Raw genomic sequence first — 21680 nt, 5'->3', positions numbered from 1 at the left:
GCCTAAATCCTCAAACCCGCTTGCCGAACCAATGCGGCGTCACGTCCGCCTCGACCAGCGGATTGTCGGTGTCGACATGCCCCTCGGGATCGAGATGGATCAGCACCTCGACCTTGGGGAACGCGGTGCGCAGATTGCGCTCGACCGCCTCGACGATGTCGTGCGCATGTTCCACGGTCAGGTCACGTGCCACCTCCATGTGGAACTGCGCGAAATCGTGGCTGCCAGAGCGGCGCGTGCGGAAATCATGGATTCCCCGAATGCCAGGCTGGCGCGCGGCAACATCGAGGAATTGCGCGCGGAAATCCTCAGGCCATTCCTTGTCCATCAGCTGGTCGATCGCGTTCGACGACGCCTGGAACGCGCCCCAGGCGAGCCAAAGCGCGATGACGATGCCGAAGATCGGATCCGCGCCGCTCCACCCGACATATTGATCGAGCACCAGCGCGACGATCACCGAGCCGTTGAGCAGCACGTCCGACTGGTAATGGACGTTGTCCGCCAGGATCGCGACCGAGCCGGTCTGGCGGATGATCTTGCGCTGATAGGCGAGCAGGAACACCGTCGCCGCGATCGCGATCACCGACACGCCGATGCCGAACTCAGCGCCCGTGGTCGGCTGCGGATCGCCGAACGCGAGGATCGCGCGCCAGGCGATGCCGACCGCCGACGCGGTGATCAGCATGACCTGGAACAGCGCCGCGAGCGCCTCCGCCTTGCCGTGGCCGAAGCGGTGGTCGTGATCCGCCGGCGTCGCCGCCAGCCGCACGCCGTACAGCGTGACCAGCGACGCGAGCAGGTCGAGCGCGGTATCGGCGAGCGAACCGAGCATCGCCACCGAGCCCGTCGACCACGCCGCGAAGCCCTTCAGCAGCAGCAGGAAACACGCCATCGCGACGCTGGCGAGCGCCGCGCGGGTTGCGAGGGGTATGACCCTGCGACGTTCGTCCTGAGTCATGGGAACAACAGCCCTTCGTTCCAGTTGCCGTCTTCGCGAACGAACAACCGGCGTTCGTGGAGACGATGCGCGCGATCCTGCCAGAACTCGATCCGCGTCGGCGTGACACGGTAGCCGCCCCAATGCGGCGGCCTTGGCACGTCCTGGCCTTCGAACTTCGCGGTCATTTCCGCAAAGCGCTGCTCGAACGTCTCGCGGCTATCGAGCGGTCGCGACTGCTCCGACGCACAGGCCCCTAGCCGCGAATCACGACCACGCGAGGCGAAATAGGCGTCCGACTCTTCGTCCGTCGCCCATGACACCGGCCCCTCGATGCGGATCTGCCGGCGCAGCGACTTCCAGTGGAACAGCAGCGCACCCTGCGGATTGGCCGCCAGTTCGCTCGCCTTGCGGCTTTCGCGGTTGGTGTAGATCACGAAGCCATCGGGGCCGTGCCCCTTCAACAGCACCATGCGCACCGATGGCCGCCCCTCGGCATCGGCCGTCGCGAGCGCGACCGCGTTCGGGTCGTTCGGCTCGGACTGCTTGGCTTCGGCGTACCAGCTGTCGAACAGCGTGAAGGGATCGTCTGACATGCCGCGCGCCATAGCGGGATTTGGCGCGGAACGAAACTTTGGAACGACTCTACCGTGCCGATGATTGACCCAGGTAATCGAATCGTTTCCGCAACGAAGGAACATCCAGGGTGGCAGCGCGCGCGTATTGGCAGGGGCAGATCCGTCTCGCCCTCGTCTCGATCCCGGTCGAGATCTATTCCGCGACCAAGTCCGGCGCGGCGGTGTCGTTCAAGCAGATCCACGAGCCGTCGGGCCAGCCGATCCATTACGACAAGGTCGTCACCGGCGTCGGCCCGGTCGATGCCGACGAGATCATGAAGGGCTACGAGGTCTCGAAGGGCGAATACGTCCTGCTCGAACAGGACGAGATCGATGCGGTGAAGCTCGAATCGAAGAAGACGCTGGAGCTGACGCAGTTCGTCGATGCAAGCGAGATCGACGTGCTCTATTACGAGAAGCCGTATTTCGTCGTGCCGGCGGATGACCTCGCGGAGGAGGCGTTCATCGTGCTGCGTGAGGCATTGAAGCGGACGAAGAAGGTCGGGCTCGGGCAGCTCGCGATGCGCGGGCGCGAATATGTCGTGAGCCTGAAGCCGTGCGGGCGCGGGATGGTGCTAGAGACGCTGCGCTATGCCGATGAGGTGCACAAAGCGCAGGGCTATTTCCGCGAGATCCCGGACGACAAGCCGTCCGAGGAATTGCTCGAACTCGCCGAAGCGCTGATCGAGAAGCGTAGCGCGGACTTCCATCCGCAGGAGTTCCACGATCGGTATGTCGACGCGCTGAAGGATTTGATCGAACGCAAGCGCAAGTCGAACGGGAAGAAGATCATCGAGGACAAGGACACCGGCGGAAAGACCGGCTCGAACGTGGTCGATCTGATGGCGGCGTTGAAGAAGTCGATGGCAGCGAAGGAGCCGGCCAAGGCTGCGGAGAAGAAGACGCCAGCCAAGAAGGCGCCTGCGAAGGCCGCTGCAACCAAGCCCGCCGCGGCAAAGAAACGTGCATAACCCTATTCTCCTCCCCTCCCGCGAGCGGGAGGGGTCGGGGGTGGGCTCGCGCTCTCCTCGAACGGAGCGGTTGGCGATGGCGCGAGCCCACCCCCAGCCCCTCCCGCCTGCGGGAGGTGAGTAGATGGTCGACGATCCCCTCGCCCTCTACAATGCCAAGCGGAACTTCACCAAAACCGCCGAACCCGCGGGCACGCTGGACCCCGGCAACGGCAATTCGTTCATGGTCCAGAAGCACGACGCGACCCGCCTCCACTGGGACTTCCGCCTCGAAATTGACGGCGTCCTCAAAAGCTGGGCAGTCACCCGCGGCCCCAGTCTCGACCCCAACGAGAAGCGCCTCGCCGTCCGCACCGAGGACCACCCGCTCAGCTACGCCACCTTCGAAGGTACCATTCCCGCGGGCGAGTATGGCGGCGGTACGGTGATGCTGTGGGACCGTGGCACCTGGTCGCCGATCAAGGGCAAGTCGGCCAAGGATCTCGACAAGGGCCACCTCCACTTCGTCCTCGATGGCGAACGGATGAAGGGCGAATGGCTGCTCATCCGCCTGAAGCCCCGCGCGAAAGAGAAGCGCGAGAACTGGCTGCTGCGGAAGATCGACGATGCGGCAGCGGGCGGCACCGACACGCTCGTCGAAGAAGCGCTGACGAGCGTCTCGACCGGCCGCACGATGATCGAGATCGAAGAGGGCAAATCCTCCCCGGTACGGGGAGGGGGACCAGCGAAGCTGGTGGAGGGGGCGGGCCGCAAGAGCACCGCCAGCCGCAAAACTAACGCCAGCGACAAGCCCTCCTCCACCACCGCGAAAGGTCGCGGCGGTCCCCCTCCCCGTGCCGGGGAGGAATTTCGGGACCTCCAACTCTGCACCCTCGTCGACGCCGTCCCCACCGGCTCCGCCTGGCTCCACGAGGTAAAATACGACGGCTACCGCGCGCTGATCTCCGTCACCGACGGCAATGCGAAAGTCTTCACCCGCACCGGCCTCGACTGGACCGACAAGTTCGCCGCGATCGCCGACGCCGCCGCCAACCTCCCCGTAAAATCCGCCCTGATCGACGGCGAGATCGTCGCGTTCAAGAACGGCCACCCCGACTTCTCGACCTTAAAGGACGCCATCTCCACCGGCGGCGACATGACGCTGTTCGCGTTCGACCTGCTCGCGCTCGACGGCGAAGACCTGACCGGTCTCTCCAACCTCGACCGCAAGGCGAGGCTGCAACCGCTGATCCCCGAGGACGAGGACCGTCTCCGCTATTCCGACCACGTCATCGGCGCGGGCGAGCAACTGTTCGAGACGATGTGCCGCGAGGGCCTCGAAGGCATCGTCTCGAAACGCGCCGACGCGCCCTATGCCGGCAAGCGGACCAAGGCGTGGCTCAAGGTCAAATGCACGCACCGCCAGGAGTTCGTGATCGTCGGCTGGCTGCCGTCGGACAAGAAACGCGGGTTCAAGTCGCTGCTGCTCGGCGTGCGCGAGGGCAAGGGCTATCGGTATGCGGGTAAGGTCGGCACCGGGTTCGACCAGGCGTTGATGGACGAAATTCGCGACAAGCTCGACGCACTTGATCGCAAGACCCCGACGGTCGAGGCCCCCAAGGCGGCGGTCCGCGGCGCGAAATGGGTGACGCCGAAACTGGTCGCGGAGGTCGCCTTTGCCGAAGTCACCCCCGACGGCGTGCTCCGCCATTCGAGCTTCATCGGCCTGCGCGAGGACAAGGCGGCGAAGGACGTCGTTGCCGAGACGCCCGCGCCGCTGCCGGATGTGGAGGAAGCCGCGGCTCCCGCGACCAGCATCAAGGTCAGCAGCCGGGACCGCGTGATCTTCGACCAGTCGGACGTCACCAAGGGCGATCTCGCGGACTATTACGTCGCGGTCTCGGGGATCATGCTGCCGGTCGCGGGAAACCGCCCGATCAGCCTCGTCCGCTGCCCGCAAGGTCGATCACGTGCGTGCTTCTTCCAGAAACACGATGCCGGAAGCTTCGGCGACGCTGTCCACAAGGTACCTATCCGCGAGAAGGACGGCTCGACCGAAGACTATCTGTACGTCGACGACGCCGACGGGCTGGTCGCCTGCGTGCAGATGGGCACGATCGAGTTCCACGGCTGGGGATCGTCGAATGCGTCCTTGAAGAAGCCGGACCGCCTCGTGTTCGATCTTGATCCCGACGAGGGGCTCGATTTCGGCGACACGAAGAAGGCTGCCGAGCATCTGAAGAACCAGTTGGCCGAGCTGGGCCTCGTCAGCTTCCCGATGCTGTCCGGTGGCAAGGGCGTCCACGTGGTCGTGCCGCTAACCCCGGAGGCGGAATGGCCGGCGGTGAAGGACTTCGCCGATCGCTTCGCGCGGGCGATGGCGGGGGCGGATCCCGAGCGATTCGTTGCGACGATGGCGAAGGCCAAGCGCAAGGGGCGGATCTTCATCGACTGGCTGCGGAACCAGCGCGGGGCAACCGCGGTGATGCCGTATTCTGCGCGAGCTCGCGCTGGGGCGCCGGTGGCGGCACCGGTGTCTTGGACCGAGTTGCGCGATATCGACACGGCCGCGCGCTGGGGTGTGCGGGATGGCGCGGAGTTGATCGAGCGGGCCGGGTCGCGGGCGCTGGCGGGTTGGGGTGTAGCGGATCAGGTTTTGCCAGATTTGTGAGCGGCCCCCTTCACTAGCACCACCCCGGCGAAGGCCGGGGCCCAGTTGAGGAACGCTGCCTTCGGAGGGCAGCGCTCCGTTACGACCACCTTTCCAACTGGGCCCCGGCCTTCGCCGGGGGGGCGACTTAGCGGGCGATCAACGTTATTTCTTACTGCTCCCCCGCGAACGCGGGGGTCCAGGGTAACTGCACGCAGCGCTTGGGATTCCTGGACCCCCGCGTTCGCGAGGGAACGGAAGTTAAGACGCCCCCTTACCGACAATTTATGTTGCACCGCCGCGTCGAAAGGTGAAAAACCGCCGCCTGTATTCGGGGGCTTGAGGCATTGAACACGGCGGACACGGCGACGCACACCGCGCCCCTTTTCGACGCGATGATCCATGCCGAGCGCTGGATCGCCGACTATTGCGCGCGCACCCCCGGCGCCGACGTGCTCTGCGAAGATGCAGACCCCGCCTGGGCGGCGATGTTCGCCGAACTCGCGATGGTCGCCTCGGACGACCTCGGCCACATCCGTGAACGCGTCCAGCGGCATGCGGTCGACATTGGCACCGGCTTCCGCATCGCCGACGAACCCGACGAGCGCCCCTGGCCCGTCTCGCCCGTCCCTCTCTTGATCGAGGCCGGCGAATGGGCCGGGATCGAGCGCGGCGTGATCCAGCGCGCGACGCTGATGGAGACGGTGATCGCCGACCTCTACGGCGAGGGCAGACTGGTCGCCGACGGCCATATCCCCGCCGCGCTCGTCACCGGCAGCCCGTTCTTCCTGCGGCCGATGGTCGGGCTCGACCCGCCCGGCGGACGCCATCTCGATTTCATCGCGATCGATCTCGGTCGCGGGCCGGCCGGTGAGTGGCGCGTCCTCGCCGATCACCTCCGCGCACCCGCCGGCGCCGGCTACGCGCTGGAGAACCGGATCGCGGTCAGCCGTACGCTCGGCGGGTTGCAGGACCGGCTCAACGTCCAGCGTCACGCGCCGTTCTTCGCAGCCTTCCGCGCCGGAATCGCGGCGATGTGCAAGCGGACCGACCCGCGGATCGGGCTGCTCACGCCTGGCCGGTTCAACCCGAGCTATCCCGAGCAGGCGCATCTCGCGCGGTATCTGGGGCTGTTGCTGGTCGAGGGTGCCGATCTCGCCGCGCTCGAGGACAAGGTGTATGTCCGCACGATTGGCGGGCTCAAGCGGATCGATGCGCTATGGCGGCGGCTCGACCCACGGCTGCTCGATCCACTGGCGTTCGACACGCATTCGCAGATCGGGGTGCCGGGGCTTATCGACGCCTACGCGGCCGGCAACGTCGTGCTGTCGAACGCGCCGGGCTCAGCGGTGCTGGAGGCGCCGGCGTTCTCGGCGTTCCTGCCGCAGCTAGCGAAGTCGCTGCTCGGGGAAGACCTGCTACTCCCCAATATCGCGACGTGGTGGTGCGGGCAGGACGGCGCGCGGGCGCAGGTCGAGGCGAATTTCGATCGCCTGCTGATCGGTCCGGCGTTCCACTCGCGTCCGCTCGGCATGACCGGTGCACCGACCGCAGGCGCCGATATCACTGGCGAGGAGCGGGCGCGTCTGCTCGCCGACATGGCGAACAGGCCGCAGGATTATGTCGGGCAGGAACTGGTCCAGCTCTCGACCATGCCGGTCGTGGTCGGCGATGCACTCGTCCCCCGCCCCTTCACCCTGCGCGTTTTCGCGGCGCGCGGTGGCGACGGCGAATGGACCGTCCTCCCCGGTGGGTTCGCGCGGATCGGCGAGCATCCCGATGCGCGGGCGGCGGTGATGGGCGAAGGCATCTGGTCCGCTGATGTGTGCATCTATGGTGCCGAACCGGTCGCGCCCGTGTCGCTGCTGACCGCCGCGGACTCGCTCCAGGTGCGACGCAATCCGGGGACGTTGCCGAGCCGGGTGGCGGACAATTTCTACTGGCTGGGGCGCTATCTGGAGCGCGGCGAAGCGCTGCTCGGCGCGATCCGGGTAATGCTCGGCAATTCGATCGACGTGGACGGCGGCGCTGTGCTGTCGCCCACCACGGTCGGCAAGCTGGTCGGGCTGATCGTAGGGGCGGGCAGCGCGCCGCACCCGCCGTCGCTGCGCCGCGCCGACCTGACCGCGCTCGCCCGCACCGCGATGGAAGACGAACGCTGGCAGTCGATCCTGACGCTCAACCGCCACGCGCGCGAGATCGGCGAAGGCTCGCGCGATCGGTTGTCGGCGGACATGGTGCGGCTGCTCGAGGCGCCCTTCCCGACGCATCGCGGGATGCTGGAGCGGGCCGGCTCGCTGCAACGGCGCTATGCGGCGATCGCGGGGCTATCGGCCGAGCATATGGGGCGGACCGCGGCGTGGCGCTTTCACGATCTTGGGCGGCGGATCGAGCGGGCGATGGCGATGGCGCGTGCGATCCGGTTGTTCGGGATGCCGGGCGCGTCGCCGGACGATCTGTCGGTGCTGCTCGACCTTGCCGACAGCCAGATCAGTTATCGGCAGCGCTATCCGACCGGGATCGCGCGCGTGCCGGTGATGGATCTGGTGGCGCTCGATCCGGGCAATCCTCGGTCGTTGGCGTTTTCGGCGGAGCGGATCGCGGCACGGTTGGCGGAGCTGCCGGTGCTGAGCGACGACGAGATGGCGGAGCCGCAACAGGCTCAAGCGACCGGGCTGCAGGCGATAGTGATGACCGCGACCGCGGCGGAGCTCGATGCGGAGACGCTGGGGGATATCGAGCGGCGTCTCGGCGCGGTGTCGGATGCGCTGGCGCGGCGGTATTTCCTGCAGGGTGCGGAGCCGTTGCGGACTAGCGGGCTGACGTTGGCGTGAGGGACGTGACGCTGCAAATCCTCCCCGGTACGGGGAGGGGGACCATGCAGCGCATGGTGGAGGGGGCTCTCCACCAGCGCACCGTTCGTGGCGCCCCCCCTCCACCACGAGCAAGCTGGCGGTCCCCCTCCCCGTGCCGGGGAGGATTTTGATGATCTACGATATCCGCCACGTTACGACGTTCGATTACGGCGCGAGCGTGAAGTTTGCGCGGTGCAATCTGCGGTTGAAGCCGATCGACTGGCCAGGGCAGCATCTGGATAGCTATGCGCTGTCAGTGCATCCGGCCGGGCGTACCAGCGCGGCGCGGGCGGAGGCGGGGCTGGCCAACGTGACGCGGCTAGTGGTCGACAGCCCGGTTCGCCACCTGACGATCGAGAGCCGGTCGCGGATGACGGTGGACCGCCTCGTGCCCGTGCCCGACGCCAGCGATCCGACGCTGGGCGAGATCGCGGCGATGGCGCGGGCGAGCACCGATCTGTCCGCGGCTAGCCCTGCGAACTACATCTATCCCTCACCACTGATCCCGCTCGATCAGGCAATCGCCGACTATTGCGCGGTCGATCTCGACCCTTCGCGGGGAGCGCTGGAGGCCGGGATCGCGCTCGCGCGGCGGATCCAAGTGGAGTTCGAATTCGATGCCGACGCGACGCTCGTCGATACGCCGCCGCACGAGGCGTTCCTCCAGCGCAAGGGCGTGTGCCAGGATTTCGCGCAGATCATGATCACCGGCTTGCGCGCGGCTGGCCTGCCCGCCGCGTATGCGTCGGGGTATATCCGGACGATCCCACCCGAGGGTCAGCCACGGCTGGTCGGGGCGGATGCGACGCATGCCTGGGTGTTGCTGTGGTGCGGGCCGGTGCGCGGCTGGGTTGGCGTCGATCCGACCAACGGGATCTGGATGGCGAGCGATCACATCGTGATGGCGGTCGGGCGGGACTATGCCGAGATCGCGCCGGTGGATGGGGTGGTGCTCGGGTCGGGGGCGCAGAACATGGATGTTAGTGTCGATGTCGCGCCGTTGGATGAGACAGTTCAGGCGTAAAATTCCGGAATCTGCTCTCCCGCGAAGGCGGGAGTCCAGGGCCACGAACGTGATCCATTGTTACCCTGGGCTCCCGCTTTCGCGGGAGAACACGGTGGGTCTGGAGTGTAGCGGTCTTACTTCTCGTCGTGCGGGTTCGGATACGAACCGCCGCCACTCTCGCCGCTCTTGTCCTTGGCCGGCGCGTTGTTGACGCCGTCCTTTTCCTTCGCGCCGTCGTCGTTCTTCGGCACGCCCTGCATCGGTTGTTTGTCGGTCATGATCGTTCCTCTCGTGCAACCAAACACCCCGCGCGCAATTGCGTTGCGCTGCGCACCGCCCCACATAGACGCGCAAGGTATAATGGGGACGTAAGTGGCCGATCCGTACAAGACTCTGGGTGTAGCGCGCGACGCGACCGAAGCCGACATCAAGAAGGCGTACCGCAAGCTCGCAAAGGAGCTTCATCCCGATCGCAACAAAGACAATCCGAAGGCATCGGAGCGGTTCAGCACGGTCACCAACGCGTATGACCTGCTGAACGACAAGGACAAGCGTGCGCGGTTCGATCGCGGCGAGATCGACGGCGACGGCAACCCCGCGTCGCCATTCGGCTTTGGCGGCGGCGGCGGGCGGCCGCAGCCCGGCGGCGGCTTCCGCAGCGAAGGCTATGAAAGCGGCGCCGGTGGGGCCGATATGAGCGACATCTTCGAAGGGCTGTTCGGCGGCGCGCAGCGTGGCGGCGGCGGCGGATTCTCCGGCGGCTTCAGTCGGCGCCCGCAGCCCAAGGGCGAGAATGCCGCGTATCGCCTGCAAGTCCCGTTTGTCGAGGCGGCGACTCTGGAGCCGCAGCGCGTGACGCTCGCAGACGGCAAGACGCTCGACCTCAAGCTCCCCGCCGGAGTCGAGACTGGCACGCAGATGAAGCTGGCGGGCAAGGGCGAGCAGGGTCCGGGCGGCGCTGGCGATGCGATCCTGACGATCGAGGTCCAGCCTCACAAGTTCTTCACGCGCGACGGCGACGACGTCCGCCTCGACCTGCCGATCACGCTCGCCGAGGCCGTTCTGGGCGGCTCGATCAAGGCACCGACGGTCGACAAGCCGGTGATGCTGACCATCCCCAAGGGCACGACCTCGGGCAAGACGCTGCGCCTCAAAGGCAAGGGTTTTCACAAGAAGGGCGGCACGCGGGGCGACCAGTTGGTCACTCTCATGATCGACATTCCCGCCAGCGATGCGGCGCTAACCGCGTTCGTCGAAAGCTGGGACGGTCGTGAGGCGGGGAACCCGCGGGGGGCCATGGGCGTCTGAACCCGTTGTGAATGACAATACTCTGACGCCCGAAGCGCGCGCGCACGATCATGGTGCGACGCGCACCCGTATCAATCGTGGCATGGCGAAGGTCAGGCCAGGCAGTTACGCGTTCGAAATCGTCAAGCGGGCAGCCGTCGGCGTGTTCAACGACGGCTTCATCCACGCGGGGAACCTCGCCTACCTCGCGTTGATGACAGTGTTCCCGTTCTTCATCGTCGCGGCCGCGATCCTGTCGATCTTCGGCCAGAGCGTCGAGACGGTGCGCGCGGTCGAGTCTTTCCTGAACGTCCTGCCGCCCAACGTCGGCGATCTGTTGCGCAAGCCGATCGCCGACGTGCTCGCCGCACGGACCGGGTCGCTGCTATGGCTAGGCGCGCTGGTCGGACTGTGGACGGTTGGCAGCTTCGTCGAGACGATCCGCGACATCTTCCACCGCGCCTACGGGATCAAGGCAACCGCGCCGTTCTGGAAATCGCGGCTGGGATCGTCCGCGGTGATCATCCTGTCGGTGGTGATCGCGCTGCTGTCGTTCCTGGTGCAGGGCATCCTGACCGCCGCCGAGCAGTTCATCTATCGCCTGCTGCCCTTCGCACAGGACGCAGCCGGCTGGGTCGGTCTCTCGCGACTGATCCCCGGCCTGCTCATGTTCGGCGCGCTGTACCTGCTGTTCTATTCGGTGACGCCGTCGCGCTATCGCTATTCGAAGTGCCGCAAATGGCCGGGGGCGCTGTTCACCACCGCCTGGTGGGTCAGCGCAACCGCGTTGCTGCCGGTGATCCTGTCGCGTCTCGGTGGTTACGACCTCACCTATGGCAGCCTGGCGGGCGTCGTCATCATGCTGTTATTTTTCTATGTCATCGGGCTCGGTCTCGTATTCGGCGCGCATCTCAACGCAGCACTGGCGGAACCACCCGAAACAACGCTAGAGCAGCCTGCTACGGATATGCAGGTATAGGCGGGGACGGCGTGAACGGTTTGATGGCGGGCAAGCGTGGGCTGATCATGGGCTTGGCGAACGACAAGTCGCTGGCCTGGGGGATCGCCAAGAAGCTGTCCGAGGCGGGCGCCGAGCTCGCGTTCAGCTACCAGGGCGAGACGATGGAGAAGCGCGTCCGCCCGCTCGCCGAGCAATTGGGCGTGGCGCGGCTGTTCGATTGCGACGTGTCGGACATGGGTGCGCTCGATGCGACCTTCGACAAGCTCGCCGAGGAATGGCCGACGATCGACTTCGTCGTCCACGCGATCGGCTTTTCGGACAAGAACGAGCTGCGCGGGCGGTTCGTTGATACCAGCCTCGACAATTTCCTGATGACGATGAACATCTCGGTGTATTCGTTCGTCGCGGTGGCGCAGCGTGCGGCCAAGATGATGACCGAGGGCGGTTCGATGCTGACGCTCAGCTATTACGGCGCGGAGAAGGTCATTCCGCATTACAATGTGATGGGCGTCGCGAAGGCGGCGCTGGAGACGAGCGTGCAGTATCTCGCGGTGGATCTCGGCCGCGACAACATCCGCGTTAACGCGATCTCGGCGGGTCCGATCAAGACATTGGCCGCTAGTGGGATCGGCGATTTCCGCCTGATCCTGAAGTGGAACGAGCTGAACTCGCCGCTGAAGCGCAACGTAACGATCGACGATGTCGGCGGCGCTGGGCTGTACCTGCTGAGCGACCTTGCCTCGGGCGTGACCGGCGAGACTCACCACGTAGACGCCGGTTACAACGTGATCGGCATGAAGGCCGAAGACGCCCCCGATATCGCGCTAGTCTAAGCCCCTCTCCCCCTCCGGGGAGAGGGAGGGGCCCATGCAAAGCATGGGAGGGTGAGGGCAAGGTGAGACAACACGACGGCACCGAGGCACTGGACCGAGCCCGAGGTTTGCGTCGGAACGCGACCGAAGCGGAGGACCGGCTATGGTACCGTCTCCGCAGCCGCCGCCTCGGCAACTTCAAGTTCCGCCGTCAAGTCTGGACCGGGCCCTTCATCGCCGACTTCCTCTGCATGGACGCCATGCTGGTCGTCGAGGTAGACGGCAGCCAACATATCGGGGACGTCACTTATGACGACGACCGAACCGCCTTCCTCGCGACCAAGGGATATCGTGTGATCCGTGTCTGGAACAACGACGTGATGCAGCGGATGGATGGCGTGCTTGCCGCGATCCTTGATGGACTCACGCGCGTGCCCTCACCCTCCCATGCTTCGCACGGGCCCCTCCCTCTCCCCGTTGGGGAGAGGGGCAAGTGAGCTTCAATACGTTTGGACGGCTGTTCCGCTTCACTACCTGGGGCGAGTCGCATGGGCCTGCGCTGGGGGCGATCGTCGACGGGTGCCCTCCCGGCATTCCGCTGACCGAAGCTGACATCCAACCTTGGCTCGACAAGCGCCGCCCCGGCACCTCGCGCTTCACGACGCAGCGGCGCGAGCCCGACACCGTCCGCATCCTCTCGGGCGTGTTCGAGGGGCGGACGACGGGGACGCCGATCAGCCTGATGATCGAGAATGTCGACCAGCGTTCGAAGGACTATTCGGACGTCGCTAAGGCGTATCGTCCCGGCCACGCCGACTATGCCTATGACGCGAAATACGGGTTCCGCGATTTTCGTGGTGGCGGGCGGTCGTCGGCGCGCGAGACCGCAGCGCGCGTTGCCGCCGGTGCGGTAGCGCGGCTCGTCGTCCCGCAGGTCCGCGTCCGCGCGTGGGTCGAGGCGATCGGTGGCGACGCGATCGATCCGGCCAACTTCGACGATGCGCAGATCGACCAGAACCCGTTCTTCTGCCCGGACGCCGAGGCAGCGCTCCGCTGGGAAGCGCTCGTCGACGCTGCTCGCAAATCAGGCTCGTCGCTCGGTGCGGTGATCGCATGCGAGGCGACCGGCGTGCCCGCAGGCTGGGGGGCGCCGCTCTATGCCAAGCTCGATTCCGAACTCGCCTCCGCCTGCATGAGCATCAACGCGGTCAAGGGCATCGAGATCGGCGACGGGTTCGCTGCCGCCGCACTGTCGGGCGAAGCGAATGCCGACCCGATGCGCCCGGGCGTCGACGGTCCGGAGTTCCTTGCCAACCATGCGGGCGGGATCGCCGGCGGGATCGCGACAGGCCAGCCCATCACCTTGCGCGTCGCGTTCAAGCCGACCAGCTCGATCCTCACCCCGGTCGAGACGATCAGCCCGACCGGCGAGGCCGCGACGATCGCCACCAAGGGGCGTCACGACCCGTGCGTGGGCATACGCGGCGTGCCCGTGGTCGAGGCGATGGTCGCTCTCGTGCTGGCCGACCAAGCACTGCTGCATCGAGGCCAGTGCGGCTGACGTCGGAACATAAGCAGGACTGAAGCGCTTGCTCTTCAATAACATAGGAGAGCAAAATGCGTATTCTGACTTCGATCGCAGCGGCAGCGTTGATCATCCCGGGCGTGGCACTGGCGCAGACGAGCACCGGCGGCTCGATGGGCGGAACCACGGGTGGCACGATGAGCGGCGGCACCATGGGCGGTTCGGCCGCAGGCAGCACGACCGGCGGCATGTCGACCGGCACGATGAACCAGGCCAACCCCTCGACCAGCACCCGTTCGACGACGACGACCCGCACGCAGCGTGGCACCAAAGCTCGCAGCCGTACGCGCGGCACGACGTCGGGCACCATGAGCGGCACCGGCACGACGGGCAGCACGATGTCGGGCACGACCGGTAGCACGATGGGCGCCGACACGATGGGCGGCACGACTGGTACCATGGGCACCACCGGCACGATGGGCGGCTCGACCGGAACCATGGGCACCACGGGCACGATGGGTGGCACGACCACCGGCACGATGGGTTCGACCACGGGCGGGACGACCGGCACGACGACGCCGCGCTGATCCGTCACCACCACGGTAAATGAAAAGCCGGGCGAGCGATCGCCCGGCTTTTTTTTCGCTCGGCTCAGTCCGAGAACGGATCGCGGACGAGGATCGTGTCGGCACGCTGCGGACTGGTCGACACCAACGTCACGGGGCAGCGGATCAGCTCCTCGATCCGGCGGATATACTTGATCGCCTGTGCCGGCAGGTCGGCCCAGCTCCGCGCACCGGCAGTCGTCTCCTGCCAGCCTTCCATCGTCTCATAGATCGGCTCGACCAGCGCCTGGTCCGCCGCATGCGCCGGGAAATAATCAAGCGTCTCGCCGCGCAACTTGTAGCCGGTGCAAATCGAGACGGTGTCGAACCCGTCGAGCACGTCGATCTTGGTCAGCGCGATCCCGGTGATCCCACCGACCGCTGCCGCCTGCCGCACCAGCACCGCGTCGAACCAGCCGCAGCGACGTTTCCGCCCGGTGACGGTGCCGAACTCATGACCACGGACGCCCAAGCGCTCGCCCGTCTCGTTCTCGAGCTCGGTCGGGAAAGGCCCCGAACCAACGCGTGTCGTGTAAGCCTTGGCAATCCCGAGCACGAAGCCGACCGCCGATGGCCCGAGGCCGGAACCGCCGGCCGCTGCGCCCGCTATGGTGTTCGACGAGGTGACGAACGGATAGGTGCCGTGATCGACGTCGAGCAGCACGCCCTGCGCGCCCTCGAACAGGATCCGCTTGCCGGCCGAACGCGCAGCGTTGAGATCGCGCCACACGGGCTTAGCGAACGGCAGCACGAAGCCGGCGATCTCGCGCAGTTCCGCGATCAGGCGCGCGCGGTCGATCGGCGGCTCGCCGAAGCCGGCGCGCAGCGCGTCGTGATGCGCGGTGAGGCGGTCGAGCTGCGGGCCGAGATCGTCGAGATGCGCGAGATCGCAAACCCGGATCGCGCGGCGACCGACCTTGTCCTCATACGCCGGCCCGATGCCGCGGCGGGTCGTGCCGATCTTGCCAGCGCCGCTCGCGTCCTCGCGCAGACCATCGAGGTCGCGGTGGAACGGCAGGATCAGCGCGCAGGTATCGGCGATCCGCAGAGTCTCCGGCGTCGCGACGACGCCCTGAGCGCCCAACCGCGCGATCTCGTCCTTCAACGCCCAGGGATCGAGCACCACGCCGTTGCCGATGAACGACGGCGTACCGCGGACGATGCCCGACGGGAGCAGCGACAATTTGTACACGTTGTCGCCGACGACCAGCGTGTGGCCGGCATTGTGGCCGCCCTGAAACCGCACGACCATGTCGGCGCGCTCGGCGAGCCAGTCGACGATCTTGCCCTTGCCTTCGTCGCCCCATTGCGCGCCGATGACTGCTACGTTGGCCAAACTCTATCTCCTGAGGATTACGCGAAGCGCCTACAGCGCGCGGGGCTCGCCTGCTACCCATAGATGCGTGCAGACTTGTGCTTCGGGGGTGTCGCCGGCGTCCAATGCGGCGACGGCGACCCAGCCTTGTGCGCGCATCGCTGCGCCTTCGCCGGCGGGGGTACCGAACGGGAGGAAGAGACGGCGGCGGTCGACGGTGGCGACGCGCTCGACGAGCGCATCGGCGAACAGCGAGAAGCCCGTCGCAGCTTCCTCGGCGCCGTTCTCGTGGACGATGGTGTAAGTGCCACCGCGACCGACTTCGCGTGCGCTGCCGTCGGCGAAGAGCGAGAAGCCGAGCCACGTCTGGTATTCGAAGCCATGCCGCTCGGTCGGGTCGAGCGTCAGCGCGACGCGGCCGTCGAGTGCTTCGGCGATGCGCGCGAGACCGTCGAGGCGCGAAGCCAGCGCACCGGTCGTGTCGAAGGTGCGGAGGCGCTCCATCGCCTGGTCGAACGGCCCAGCGGCTTCGATCAGCGGCAGATAAGCGGGCGCGAGTGCGGCGACGGCGCCGGCGTCCTTCGCGTCAAGGCGATCGCGCAAGGTGGCGATCTGCTCGGCGGCGACGGGGAGCGGGCCGGCGGCCAGCGTCGGCACGAGGTCAGGCAGCGTGAAGTCGATCGACGCGCCGGTGACATCGGCGGCGGCGATCATGTCGACCGCGACCGCGACCAGTTCTTGCGCGGCGGCAACCGAGTCGAGCCCGATGAGTTCGCAGCCGATCTGCCGAGTCTCACGCGCGGGCGCGAGCTGCGACGCGCGCAGTTTAAGCACGGAGCCAGCATAGCTCAGCCGAACCGGCCGAGGGTGATGCGCCATCCGAGTGGCAGCGATCCGCGCGACCTGTGCGGTGATGTCCGGCCGGATCGCGAGCGTGCGCTGCGACACCGGATCGACGAAGCGCACTGCGTCGTGCAGCCCACCAGCCTTCAGCCGCATCTCGAGCCCGTCGGCGAATTCGGCGAGCGGTGGATCGACGCGCTCGTAGCCGTGGAGGCGCGCGGCTTCGAGCACGCGCGCTTCCAGCGCCGCTGCCGAATCGGCGAACGGCGGGAGGCGATCTCGGAAACCTTCGGGGAGGAGTGCGGTCATCGTGTCAGGTCCACGCGTGTGACAAGTGCATCGCCCAACACCTGCAAAACGCCTTCGAGATTGGTCATCACATCGGTATTGGCGAAACGGATCACCCGATATCCCTGCTCTTCCAGCCACGCCGTCCTGCGGGCGTCGCGTGCTTGGTCGGTGTGCGTATCGCCGTCAAGCTCGACGACCAGCATGTGCGAACGCGCGACGAGATCGGCGATGAATGGGCCGATCACGACCTGGCGGGTGAACTTCACCCCTTGGAAGCGCTTGGCGCGAACTTCGTACCAGAACCGCATTTCCGGCGCGGTCTGCTCGGACCGCATGACCTTCGCGCGGCCTAGCATCATGTCGTCTGTCTTGGTCACTGCTCCCTCTCCCCTTTGGGGAGAGGGCCGGGGAGAGGGGCACCCCAAACGCCATCTCTTGGTATTGCCCCTCTCCCCTACCCTCTCCCCAAGGGGAGAGGGAGTCTTGTTAGAAGTTGAGGCCCATTGCGGTCTTCACGCCTGGCAGCGCGCGGACCTTGGTCAGCAGGTCGGGCGTCACGGCTTCGTCGACCGACAGGAGCAACACCGCCTCGCCGCCCGCCGAACGACGCCCGAGATGGAACGTCCCGATGTTCACCCCAGCCTCGCCAAGCGCAGTCCCAAGACGACCGATGAACCCAGGCGCATCCTCGTTGACGACGTAGAGCATCGGTCCCGCCAGATCGGCCTCGATCTTAATCCCCAGCAGCTCGACCAACCGCGGCGCCGAATCGCCGAACAGCGTACCCGCCACCGACCGCTCGCCATCCTCGGTCTTCACCGCGACGCGCAGCAGGGTGTGGTAATCCGCCTCACGCTCGGTGCGAACCTCACGCACCTCAAGACCACGCTCACGCGCCAGTACCGGTGCGTTGACCATGTTGACGGTCGCGGTCTGCGTCTGGAGATAGCCCGCCAGCACCGCACTCACGATCGGCTTGGCGTTCAGATCCGCCGCCGCGCCCTCGGTATGCACCGAAATCCGCGACACCGCGCCCGTCGTCAGCTGCCCGACCAGCGACCCGAGCTTCTCCGCCAGCGCCATGTACGGCTTCAGCTTCGGGGCTTCCTCGGCCGACAGCGACGGCATGTTGAGCGCATTCGTAACGCCGCCCGACATCAGGAAATCGGCCATCTGCTCGGCGACCTGGATCGCGACGTTGACCTGCGCCTCGGTGGTCGACGCGCCGAGATGCGGCGTGCTGACGAAGTTCGGCGTGTTGAACAAAGGCGACGCCTTGGCGGGCTCCTCGACGAACACGTCGAGCGCGGCGCCGCCGACCTGCCCCGAATCAAGCGCCGCCTTCAGCGCGACCTCGTCGATCAGGCCACCGCGCGCGCAGTTGATGATGCGCACGCCCTTCTTGGTCTTGGCGAGCGCCTCGGCCGAGAGGATGTTGCGCGTCTGGTCGGTCAGCGGCGTGTGCAGCGTGATGAAGTCGGCGCGCGCGAGCAGTTCGTCGAGCGTAACCTTCTCGACGCCGATCTCGATCGCGCGCTCGGGCGTCAGGAATGGATCGAACGCGACGACCTTCATCTTGAGGCCACGCGCACGGTCCGCGACGATCGAGCCGATATTGCCCGCACCGATCAGGCCGAGCGTCTTCGACGTCAGCTCGACGCCCATGAAGCGGTTCTTCTCCCACTTGCCGGCCTGCGTGGAAGCGTCCGCTTCCGGGAGTTGCCGGGCGAGTGCGAACATCAGTGCGATCGCGTGCTCGGCGGTGGTGATCGAGTTGCCGAACGGGGTGTTCATCACGACGACGCCCTTGGCCGACGCGGCGGGGATGTCGACGTTATCGACACCGATCCCGGCGCGGCCGACGACCTTCAGGTTGGTCGCGTGCTCGAGGATTTCCTTGGTCACCTTGGTCGAGCTGCGGATCGCGAGGCCGTCATACTCGCCGATGATCGCGATCAGTTCAGCAGGCGTCTTGCCGGTGATCTCGTCGACCTCGACGCCGCGCTCGCGGAAAATCTGGGCCGCACGGGGATCCATTTTGTCGGAGATAAGGACTTTTGGCATGGGATTGCTCCTGGGAATTCGGGGAATTGGGGTGCGTCCCTATTCCAACTCCCCCGTCATCCCGGCGGAAGCCGGGACCCACGGTTGCGGTCCGCTTCATGAGCGGATGCTCCGTGTCCATGGGTCCCGGCGTGCGCCGGGATGACGGAATGGGGGTGGTTGTTGGAAGGAGGGCGTAAAAGACGCGGTAGCTAGTTAGGCCGCCTTGGCGGTCGCGTAGGCCCAGTCGAGCCAGGGGCCGAGTGCCTCAATATCGGCGGTGTCGACGGTCGCGCCGCACCAGATCCGCAAGCCCGGAGGCGCGTCGCGGTAGCCCGCCACGTCATACGCAGCCCCCGCCTTCTCCAGCGCCGAGGCCATCGCCTTGATCAACGCCTCGTCCGCACCCTCGACCGTGAGGCACACGCTGGTCTTCGACCGCGTCGCGGGATCGACCGCCAGATGCCCGAGCCAATCGCGCTCAGCGACGATCTTGTCCAAGGCCGCCGCATTCGCATCCGACCGCTTGATCAAGCCGTCCTCACCAAGCGACTTAGCCCATTCGAGACTGAAGATCGCATCTTCGACGGCCAGCATCGACGGCGTGTTGATCGTCTCGCCCTTGAACACACCCTCGGTCAGCTTGCCCTTAGAGACGAGACGAAACACCTTCGGCAACGGCCATGCCGGCGTGTAGCTCTCAAGCCGCTCGACCGCGCGAGGCCCGAGGATCAGCACGCCGTGCGCGCCCTCGCCGCCGAGCACCTTCTGCCACGAGAAGGTGGCCACATCGATCTTCGTCCAGTCGATATCGTACGCGAACACGCCGCTGGTCGCATCGGCGAACGAGAGCCCCTCGCGGTCGTCCGGGATCCAGTCCGCGTTCGGCACGCGCACACCGCTGGTGGTGCCGTTCCAGGTGAACAGCACGTCGTTCGACCAGTCGATCGCGTCGAGGTCGGGCAGCTGGCCGTAATCGGCGCGCACCACCGTGGGGTCGATCTTCAGCTGCTTGACCGCATCCGTGACCCAGCCCTCCCCGAAACTTTCCCACGCCAGCGCGGTGACCGGCTTGGCGCCGAGCATCGTCCACATCGCCATCTCGTACGCGCCGGTGTCGGAGCCGGGGACGATGCCGATGCGGTGCGTATCAGGGAGCTTGAGCAGTTCGCGCATCAGGTCGATGCTGTACTGGAGGCGGGTCTTGCCGATCTTTGAGCGATGCGAGCGACCGAGCGAATCGGTGGCGAGCTTGTCCGCGGACCAACCCGGAGGTTTCGCGCAGGGACCGGAGCTGAAAAATGGACGTGCCGGCTTCGTCGTCGGCTGGTCGAGCGCACCTGTAGCGGGTGCGTAGGTCGTATCAGTCATGTATCTCTCCTCACAGAGAGCACGCGCGGCGTTGGGACCGCGTGGCCCGACGCCGGCCCTAACGGCGTTCGCGGGGCTGTCAACAGCAACAAGAACAGTTGTTTCGTTTCGCTACCGTCACTAGTCTTGATATTTTCCGGGGGATGACATGCACGTGTCTACTAATGCTGCCAGCGCAGCACGCGCACGATTATTACCCCAGACACCCGTCAGGCGTTCGTGATCGGTCCAGCATATAGTCCGGTTACCGACGGTCGCGAGCCACTGGTCGACACCACACGCCTCGTGCGGATCGCAACGGCCCTGATCTGGACGTGGCTCGCGACCGACGTGGCGCTCGGCCTGTCCGCGCTCTACACGATCGACGTGCTGGGCGGCCTTGGCGACGCGATCGCGCCGGCCGGGTCGTCCGAAGGTCTGGAGCAGGTCCTCACTGCGACCGGCGTGCTCAATGTCCTGACGGTCGCCGCAGCCGGCATTGCGGTGCTGCGCTGGATCTATCTCACCAGCCGCAACGCGCACGCCCTCGGTGCAGCGATGGCAGTCACGCCGGGCTGGGCGGTCGGCTGGTTCTTCGTGCCCGTCGCCAATCTCTGGAAACCATTCCAGGCGGTCAGCGAGACATGGCAGGTCTCCGCCGATCCACACGCGCCCGAGGCCGTGCCCATTCCCCCTGTGCTGCGGATCTGGTGGGGCTGCTGGATCGCATCGTCGATCATCTCCAACATCGACTTTCGCCTGTCCATGCACGCCGAGACTGCCGAGCAGTTGATCACCGCCTCCTGGTTCACGGTCGCCGCGGTGCCGGTCGACATCGCGCTGACGATCGCCCTGACGACGATCATGCGCCGCCTGTCGCAGATGCAGCGCGATAGGGCTGGCGACATCCGGCAAGCTCAGCCACAGGTCGTCGAGGATGCGACGGTCGAATAATCTCTGGTGTCGCACTTTAGCGGCGATCGCCCTCGTCGCGCTCGCCGGTTGCGGACGTGCCGATCGTCCCAGCGCGCCGACGAAGACCCGCCCCAATCTCTCCGTCCCGAGCAACCGCGAGACCGCGCAGTGCCTCGCCGACCTGCGCGAACTCCACGTGTCGTTCCAGGTCCTGCCCGACCGGGAGACCGGCCCCGGTTGCGGCCTGAACGGCACGGTGAAGCTGGTCGATATCGGCGTGCCGGTCGCCAACCTCACTGCGGTCCGCTGCGGCGCGGCGCGCGCGTTCATCGGCTGGACGCGTAACGCGGTCGCGCCCGCCGCGTACCAGATGCTCGGCAGCGAACTCGCGCGGATCGACAGCATGGGGAGTTATGCGTGCCGCAACGTCGTCGGCTCCGCCCGCAACGCCAGCCGCCGCTCGGGCCACGCGATCGCCAACGCGATCGACGTCGGCGGCTTCGTGCTGAAGGACGGGCGGCGGATCACGGTACTCAACGACTGGAATTCGTCCAACCTGCAGGTCCGGCAATTCCTCCAGACGATCCGCGCATCGGCCTGCAAGCGGTTCGGCACGGTGCTCAGCCCCGACTACAACGCCGCGCACCGCAATCACCTCCACCTCGAAGACGACCGCGCGGGGTTTTGCCGCTGATGTTCTCCTGCGAACGCAGGAGTC

Annotated in this window: 20 protein-coding genes; 12 read left to right on the top strand and 8 right to left on the bottom strand. The window is 66.5% G+C overall.

Annotated elements, in window-relative coordinates:
• Window positions 1–10: 10 nt before the first annotated feature.
• Both AC1MH0_RS14050 and pdxH read right to left on the bottom strand, forming a co-directional pair.
• Window positions 11–958, bottom strand: coding sequence for a cation diffusion facilitator family transporter (locus AC1MH0_RS14050; protein ID WP_480963289.1), 948 nt, complete (start codon window positions 956–958; stop codon window positions 11–13).
• Complete coding sequence (gene pdxH / locus AC1MH0_RS14045) at window positions 955–1533, bottom strand: pyridoxamine 5'-phosphate oxidase (RefSeq protein ID WP_480963288.1); 579 nt, start codon at window positions 1531–1533, stop codon at window positions 955–957. Before pdxH ends, AC1MH0_RS14050 begins: the two co-directional genes overlap by 4 nt.
• Before the next feature lie 110 nt (window positions 1534–1643).
• Here pdxH and ku point away from each other — a divergent pair, with 110 nt between their 5' ends.
• The 4 genes from ku (at window position 1644) to AC1MH0_RS14025 (ending at window position 9033) form a co-directional block, all read left to right on the top strand.
• A complete protein-coding gene (ku, locus tag AC1MH0_RS14040) occupies window positions 1644–2525 on the top strand; it encodes a non-homologous end joining protein Ku (protein WP_480963287.1) in 882 nt (293 codons plus the stop codon).
• Between the two features lie 124 nt (window positions 2526–2649).
• Complete coding sequence (gene ligD, locus AC1MH0_RS14035; RefSeq protein ID WP_480963286.1) at window positions 2650–5175, top strand: DNA ligase D; 2526 nt, start codon at window positions 2650–2652, stop codon at window positions 5173–5175.
• Window positions 5176–5549: 374 nt separating this feature from the next.
• Complete coding sequence (locus AC1MH0_RS14030; RefSeq protein ID WP_480965748.1) at window positions 5550–7988, top strand: circularly permuted type 2 ATP-grasp protein; 2439 nt, start codon at window positions 5550–5552, stop codon at window positions 7986–7988.
• 151 nt (window positions 7989–8139) lie between these two features.
• Window positions 8140–9033, top strand: a complete 894-nt coding sequence (locus tag AC1MH0_RS14025; protein ID WP_480963285.1) for a transglutaminase family protein — start codon at window positions 8140–8142, stop codon at window positions 9031–9033.
• A gap of 116 nt (window positions 9034–9149) precedes the next feature.
• Here the strand turns inward: AC1MH0_RS14025 and AC1MH0_RS14020 are convergent, their stop codons facing one another.
• Window positions 9150–9293: a hypothetical protein gene (locus AC1MH0_RS14020; protein WP_165886470.1), complete on the bottom strand. Its 144-nt coding sequence runs from the start codon at window positions 9291–9293 to the stop codon at window positions 9150–9152.
• Between the two features lie 94 nt (window positions 9294–9387).
• Here AC1MH0_RS14020 and AC1MH0_RS14015 point away from each other — a divergent pair, with 94 nt between their 5' ends.
• The 6 genes from AC1MH0_RS14015 to AC1MH0_RS13990 all read left to right on the top strand — a co-directional run bounded on the left by AC1MH0_RS14015 (window position 9388) and on the right by AC1MH0_RS13990 (window position 14187).
• Window positions 9388–10323: a DnaJ C-terminal domain-containing protein gene (locus AC1MH0_RS14015; RefSeq protein WP_480963284.1), complete on the top strand. Its 936-nt coding sequence runs from the start codon at window positions 9388–9390 to the stop codon at window positions 10321–10323.
• 82 nt (window positions 10324–10405) lie between these two features.
• Window positions 10406–11281: a YihY/virulence factor BrkB family protein gene (locus tag AC1MH0_RS14010; protein ID WP_247599659.1), complete on the top strand. Its 876-nt coding sequence runs from the start codon at window positions 10406–10408 to the stop codon at window positions 11279–11281.
• Window positions 11282–11304: 23 nt separating this feature from the next.
• Window positions 11305–12096 (top strand): enoyl-ACP reductase FabI, encoded by a 792-nt coding sequence (gene fabI / locus AC1MH0_RS14005; protein WP_353469396.1) that lies wholly within the window; start codon window positions 11305–11307, stop codon window positions 12094–12096.
• A gap of 62 nt (window positions 12097–12158) precedes the next feature.
• A complete protein-coding gene (locus tag AC1MH0_RS14000; protein ID WP_480963283.1) occupies window positions 12159–12572 on the top strand; it encodes an endonuclease domain-containing protein in 414 nt (137 codons plus the stop codon).
• Window positions 12569–13636: a chorismate synthase gene (gene aroC, locus AC1MH0_RS13995; protein WP_056061118.1), complete on the top strand. Its 1068-nt coding sequence runs from the start codon at window positions 12569–12571 to the stop codon at window positions 13634–13636. The genes AC1MH0_RS14000 and aroC overlap by 4 nt, the downstream gene beginning before the upstream one ends.
• Before the next feature lie 56 nt (window positions 13637–13692).
• Window positions 13693–14187 (top strand): hypothetical protein, encoded by a 495-nt coding sequence (locus tag AC1MH0_RS13990; RefSeq protein ID WP_480963282.1) that lies wholly within the window; start codon window positions 13693–13695, stop codon window positions 14185–14187.
• Between the two features lie 64 nt (window positions 14188–14251).
• On the opposite strand, the gene AC1MH0_RS13985 is transcribed toward AC1MH0_RS13990, so the two are convergent.
• From AC1MH0_RS13985 to AC1MH0_RS13965, 5 genes are all read right to left on the bottom strand, one after another.
• Window positions 14252–15541 (bottom strand): adenylosuccinate synthase, encoded by a 1290-nt coding sequence (locus tag AC1MH0_RS13985; RefSeq protein ID WP_480963281.1) that lies wholly within the window; start codon window positions 15539–15541, stop codon window positions 14252–14254.
• Window positions 15542–15571: 30 nt separating this feature from the next.
• Window positions 15572–16672, bottom strand: coding sequence for an ATP phosphoribosyltransferase regulatory subunit (locus AC1MH0_RS13980; RefSeq protein ID WP_480963280.1), 1101 nt, complete (start codon window positions 16670–16672; stop codon window positions 15572–15574).
• A complete protein-coding gene (locus tag AC1MH0_RS13975) occupies window positions 16669–17031 on the bottom strand; it encodes an endonuclease domain-containing protein (protein ID WP_480963279.1) in 363 nt (120 codons plus the stop codon). The genes AC1MH0_RS13980 and AC1MH0_RS13975 overlap by 4 nt, the downstream gene beginning before the upstream one ends.
• A 109-nt stretch (window positions 17032–17140) precedes the next feature.
• Complete coding sequence (gene serA / locus AC1MH0_RS13970) at window positions 17141–18718, bottom strand: phosphoglycerate dehydrogenase (protein ID WP_056061130.1); 1578 nt, start codon at window positions 18716–18718, stop codon at window positions 17141–17143.
• A gap of 195 nt (window positions 18719–18913) precedes the next feature.
• Window positions 18914–20068 (bottom strand): phosphoserine transaminase, encoded by a 1155-nt coding sequence (locus AC1MH0_RS13965; RefSeq protein WP_480963278.1) that lies wholly within the window; start codon window positions 20066–20068, stop codon window positions 18914–18916.
• A gap of 219 nt (window positions 20069–20287) precedes the next feature.
• Here AC1MH0_RS13965 and AC1MH0_RS13960 point away from each other — a divergent pair, with 219 nt between their 5' ends.
• Together AC1MH0_RS13960 and AC1MH0_RS13955 are read left to right on the top strand one after the other, a co-directional pair.
• Window positions 20288–21001: a DUF4328 domain-containing protein gene (locus AC1MH0_RS13960; protein WP_480963277.1), complete on the top strand. Its 714-nt coding sequence runs from the start codon at window positions 20288–20290 to the stop codon at window positions 20999–21001.
• A complete protein-coding gene (locus AC1MH0_RS13955; protein WP_480963276.1) occupies window positions 20985–21656 on the top strand; it encodes an extensin family protein in 672 nt (223 codons plus the stop codon). Before AC1MH0_RS13960 ends, AC1MH0_RS13955 begins: the two co-directional genes overlap by 17 nt.
• Window positions 21657–21680: the final 24 nt, after the last annotated feature.

The organism is Sphingomonas sp. AP28 (assembly GCF_056680455.1).
The sequence above is the reverse complement of the archived record's forward strand: the minus strand, read 5'-3'. Positions and strand labels throughout refer to the sequence as shown.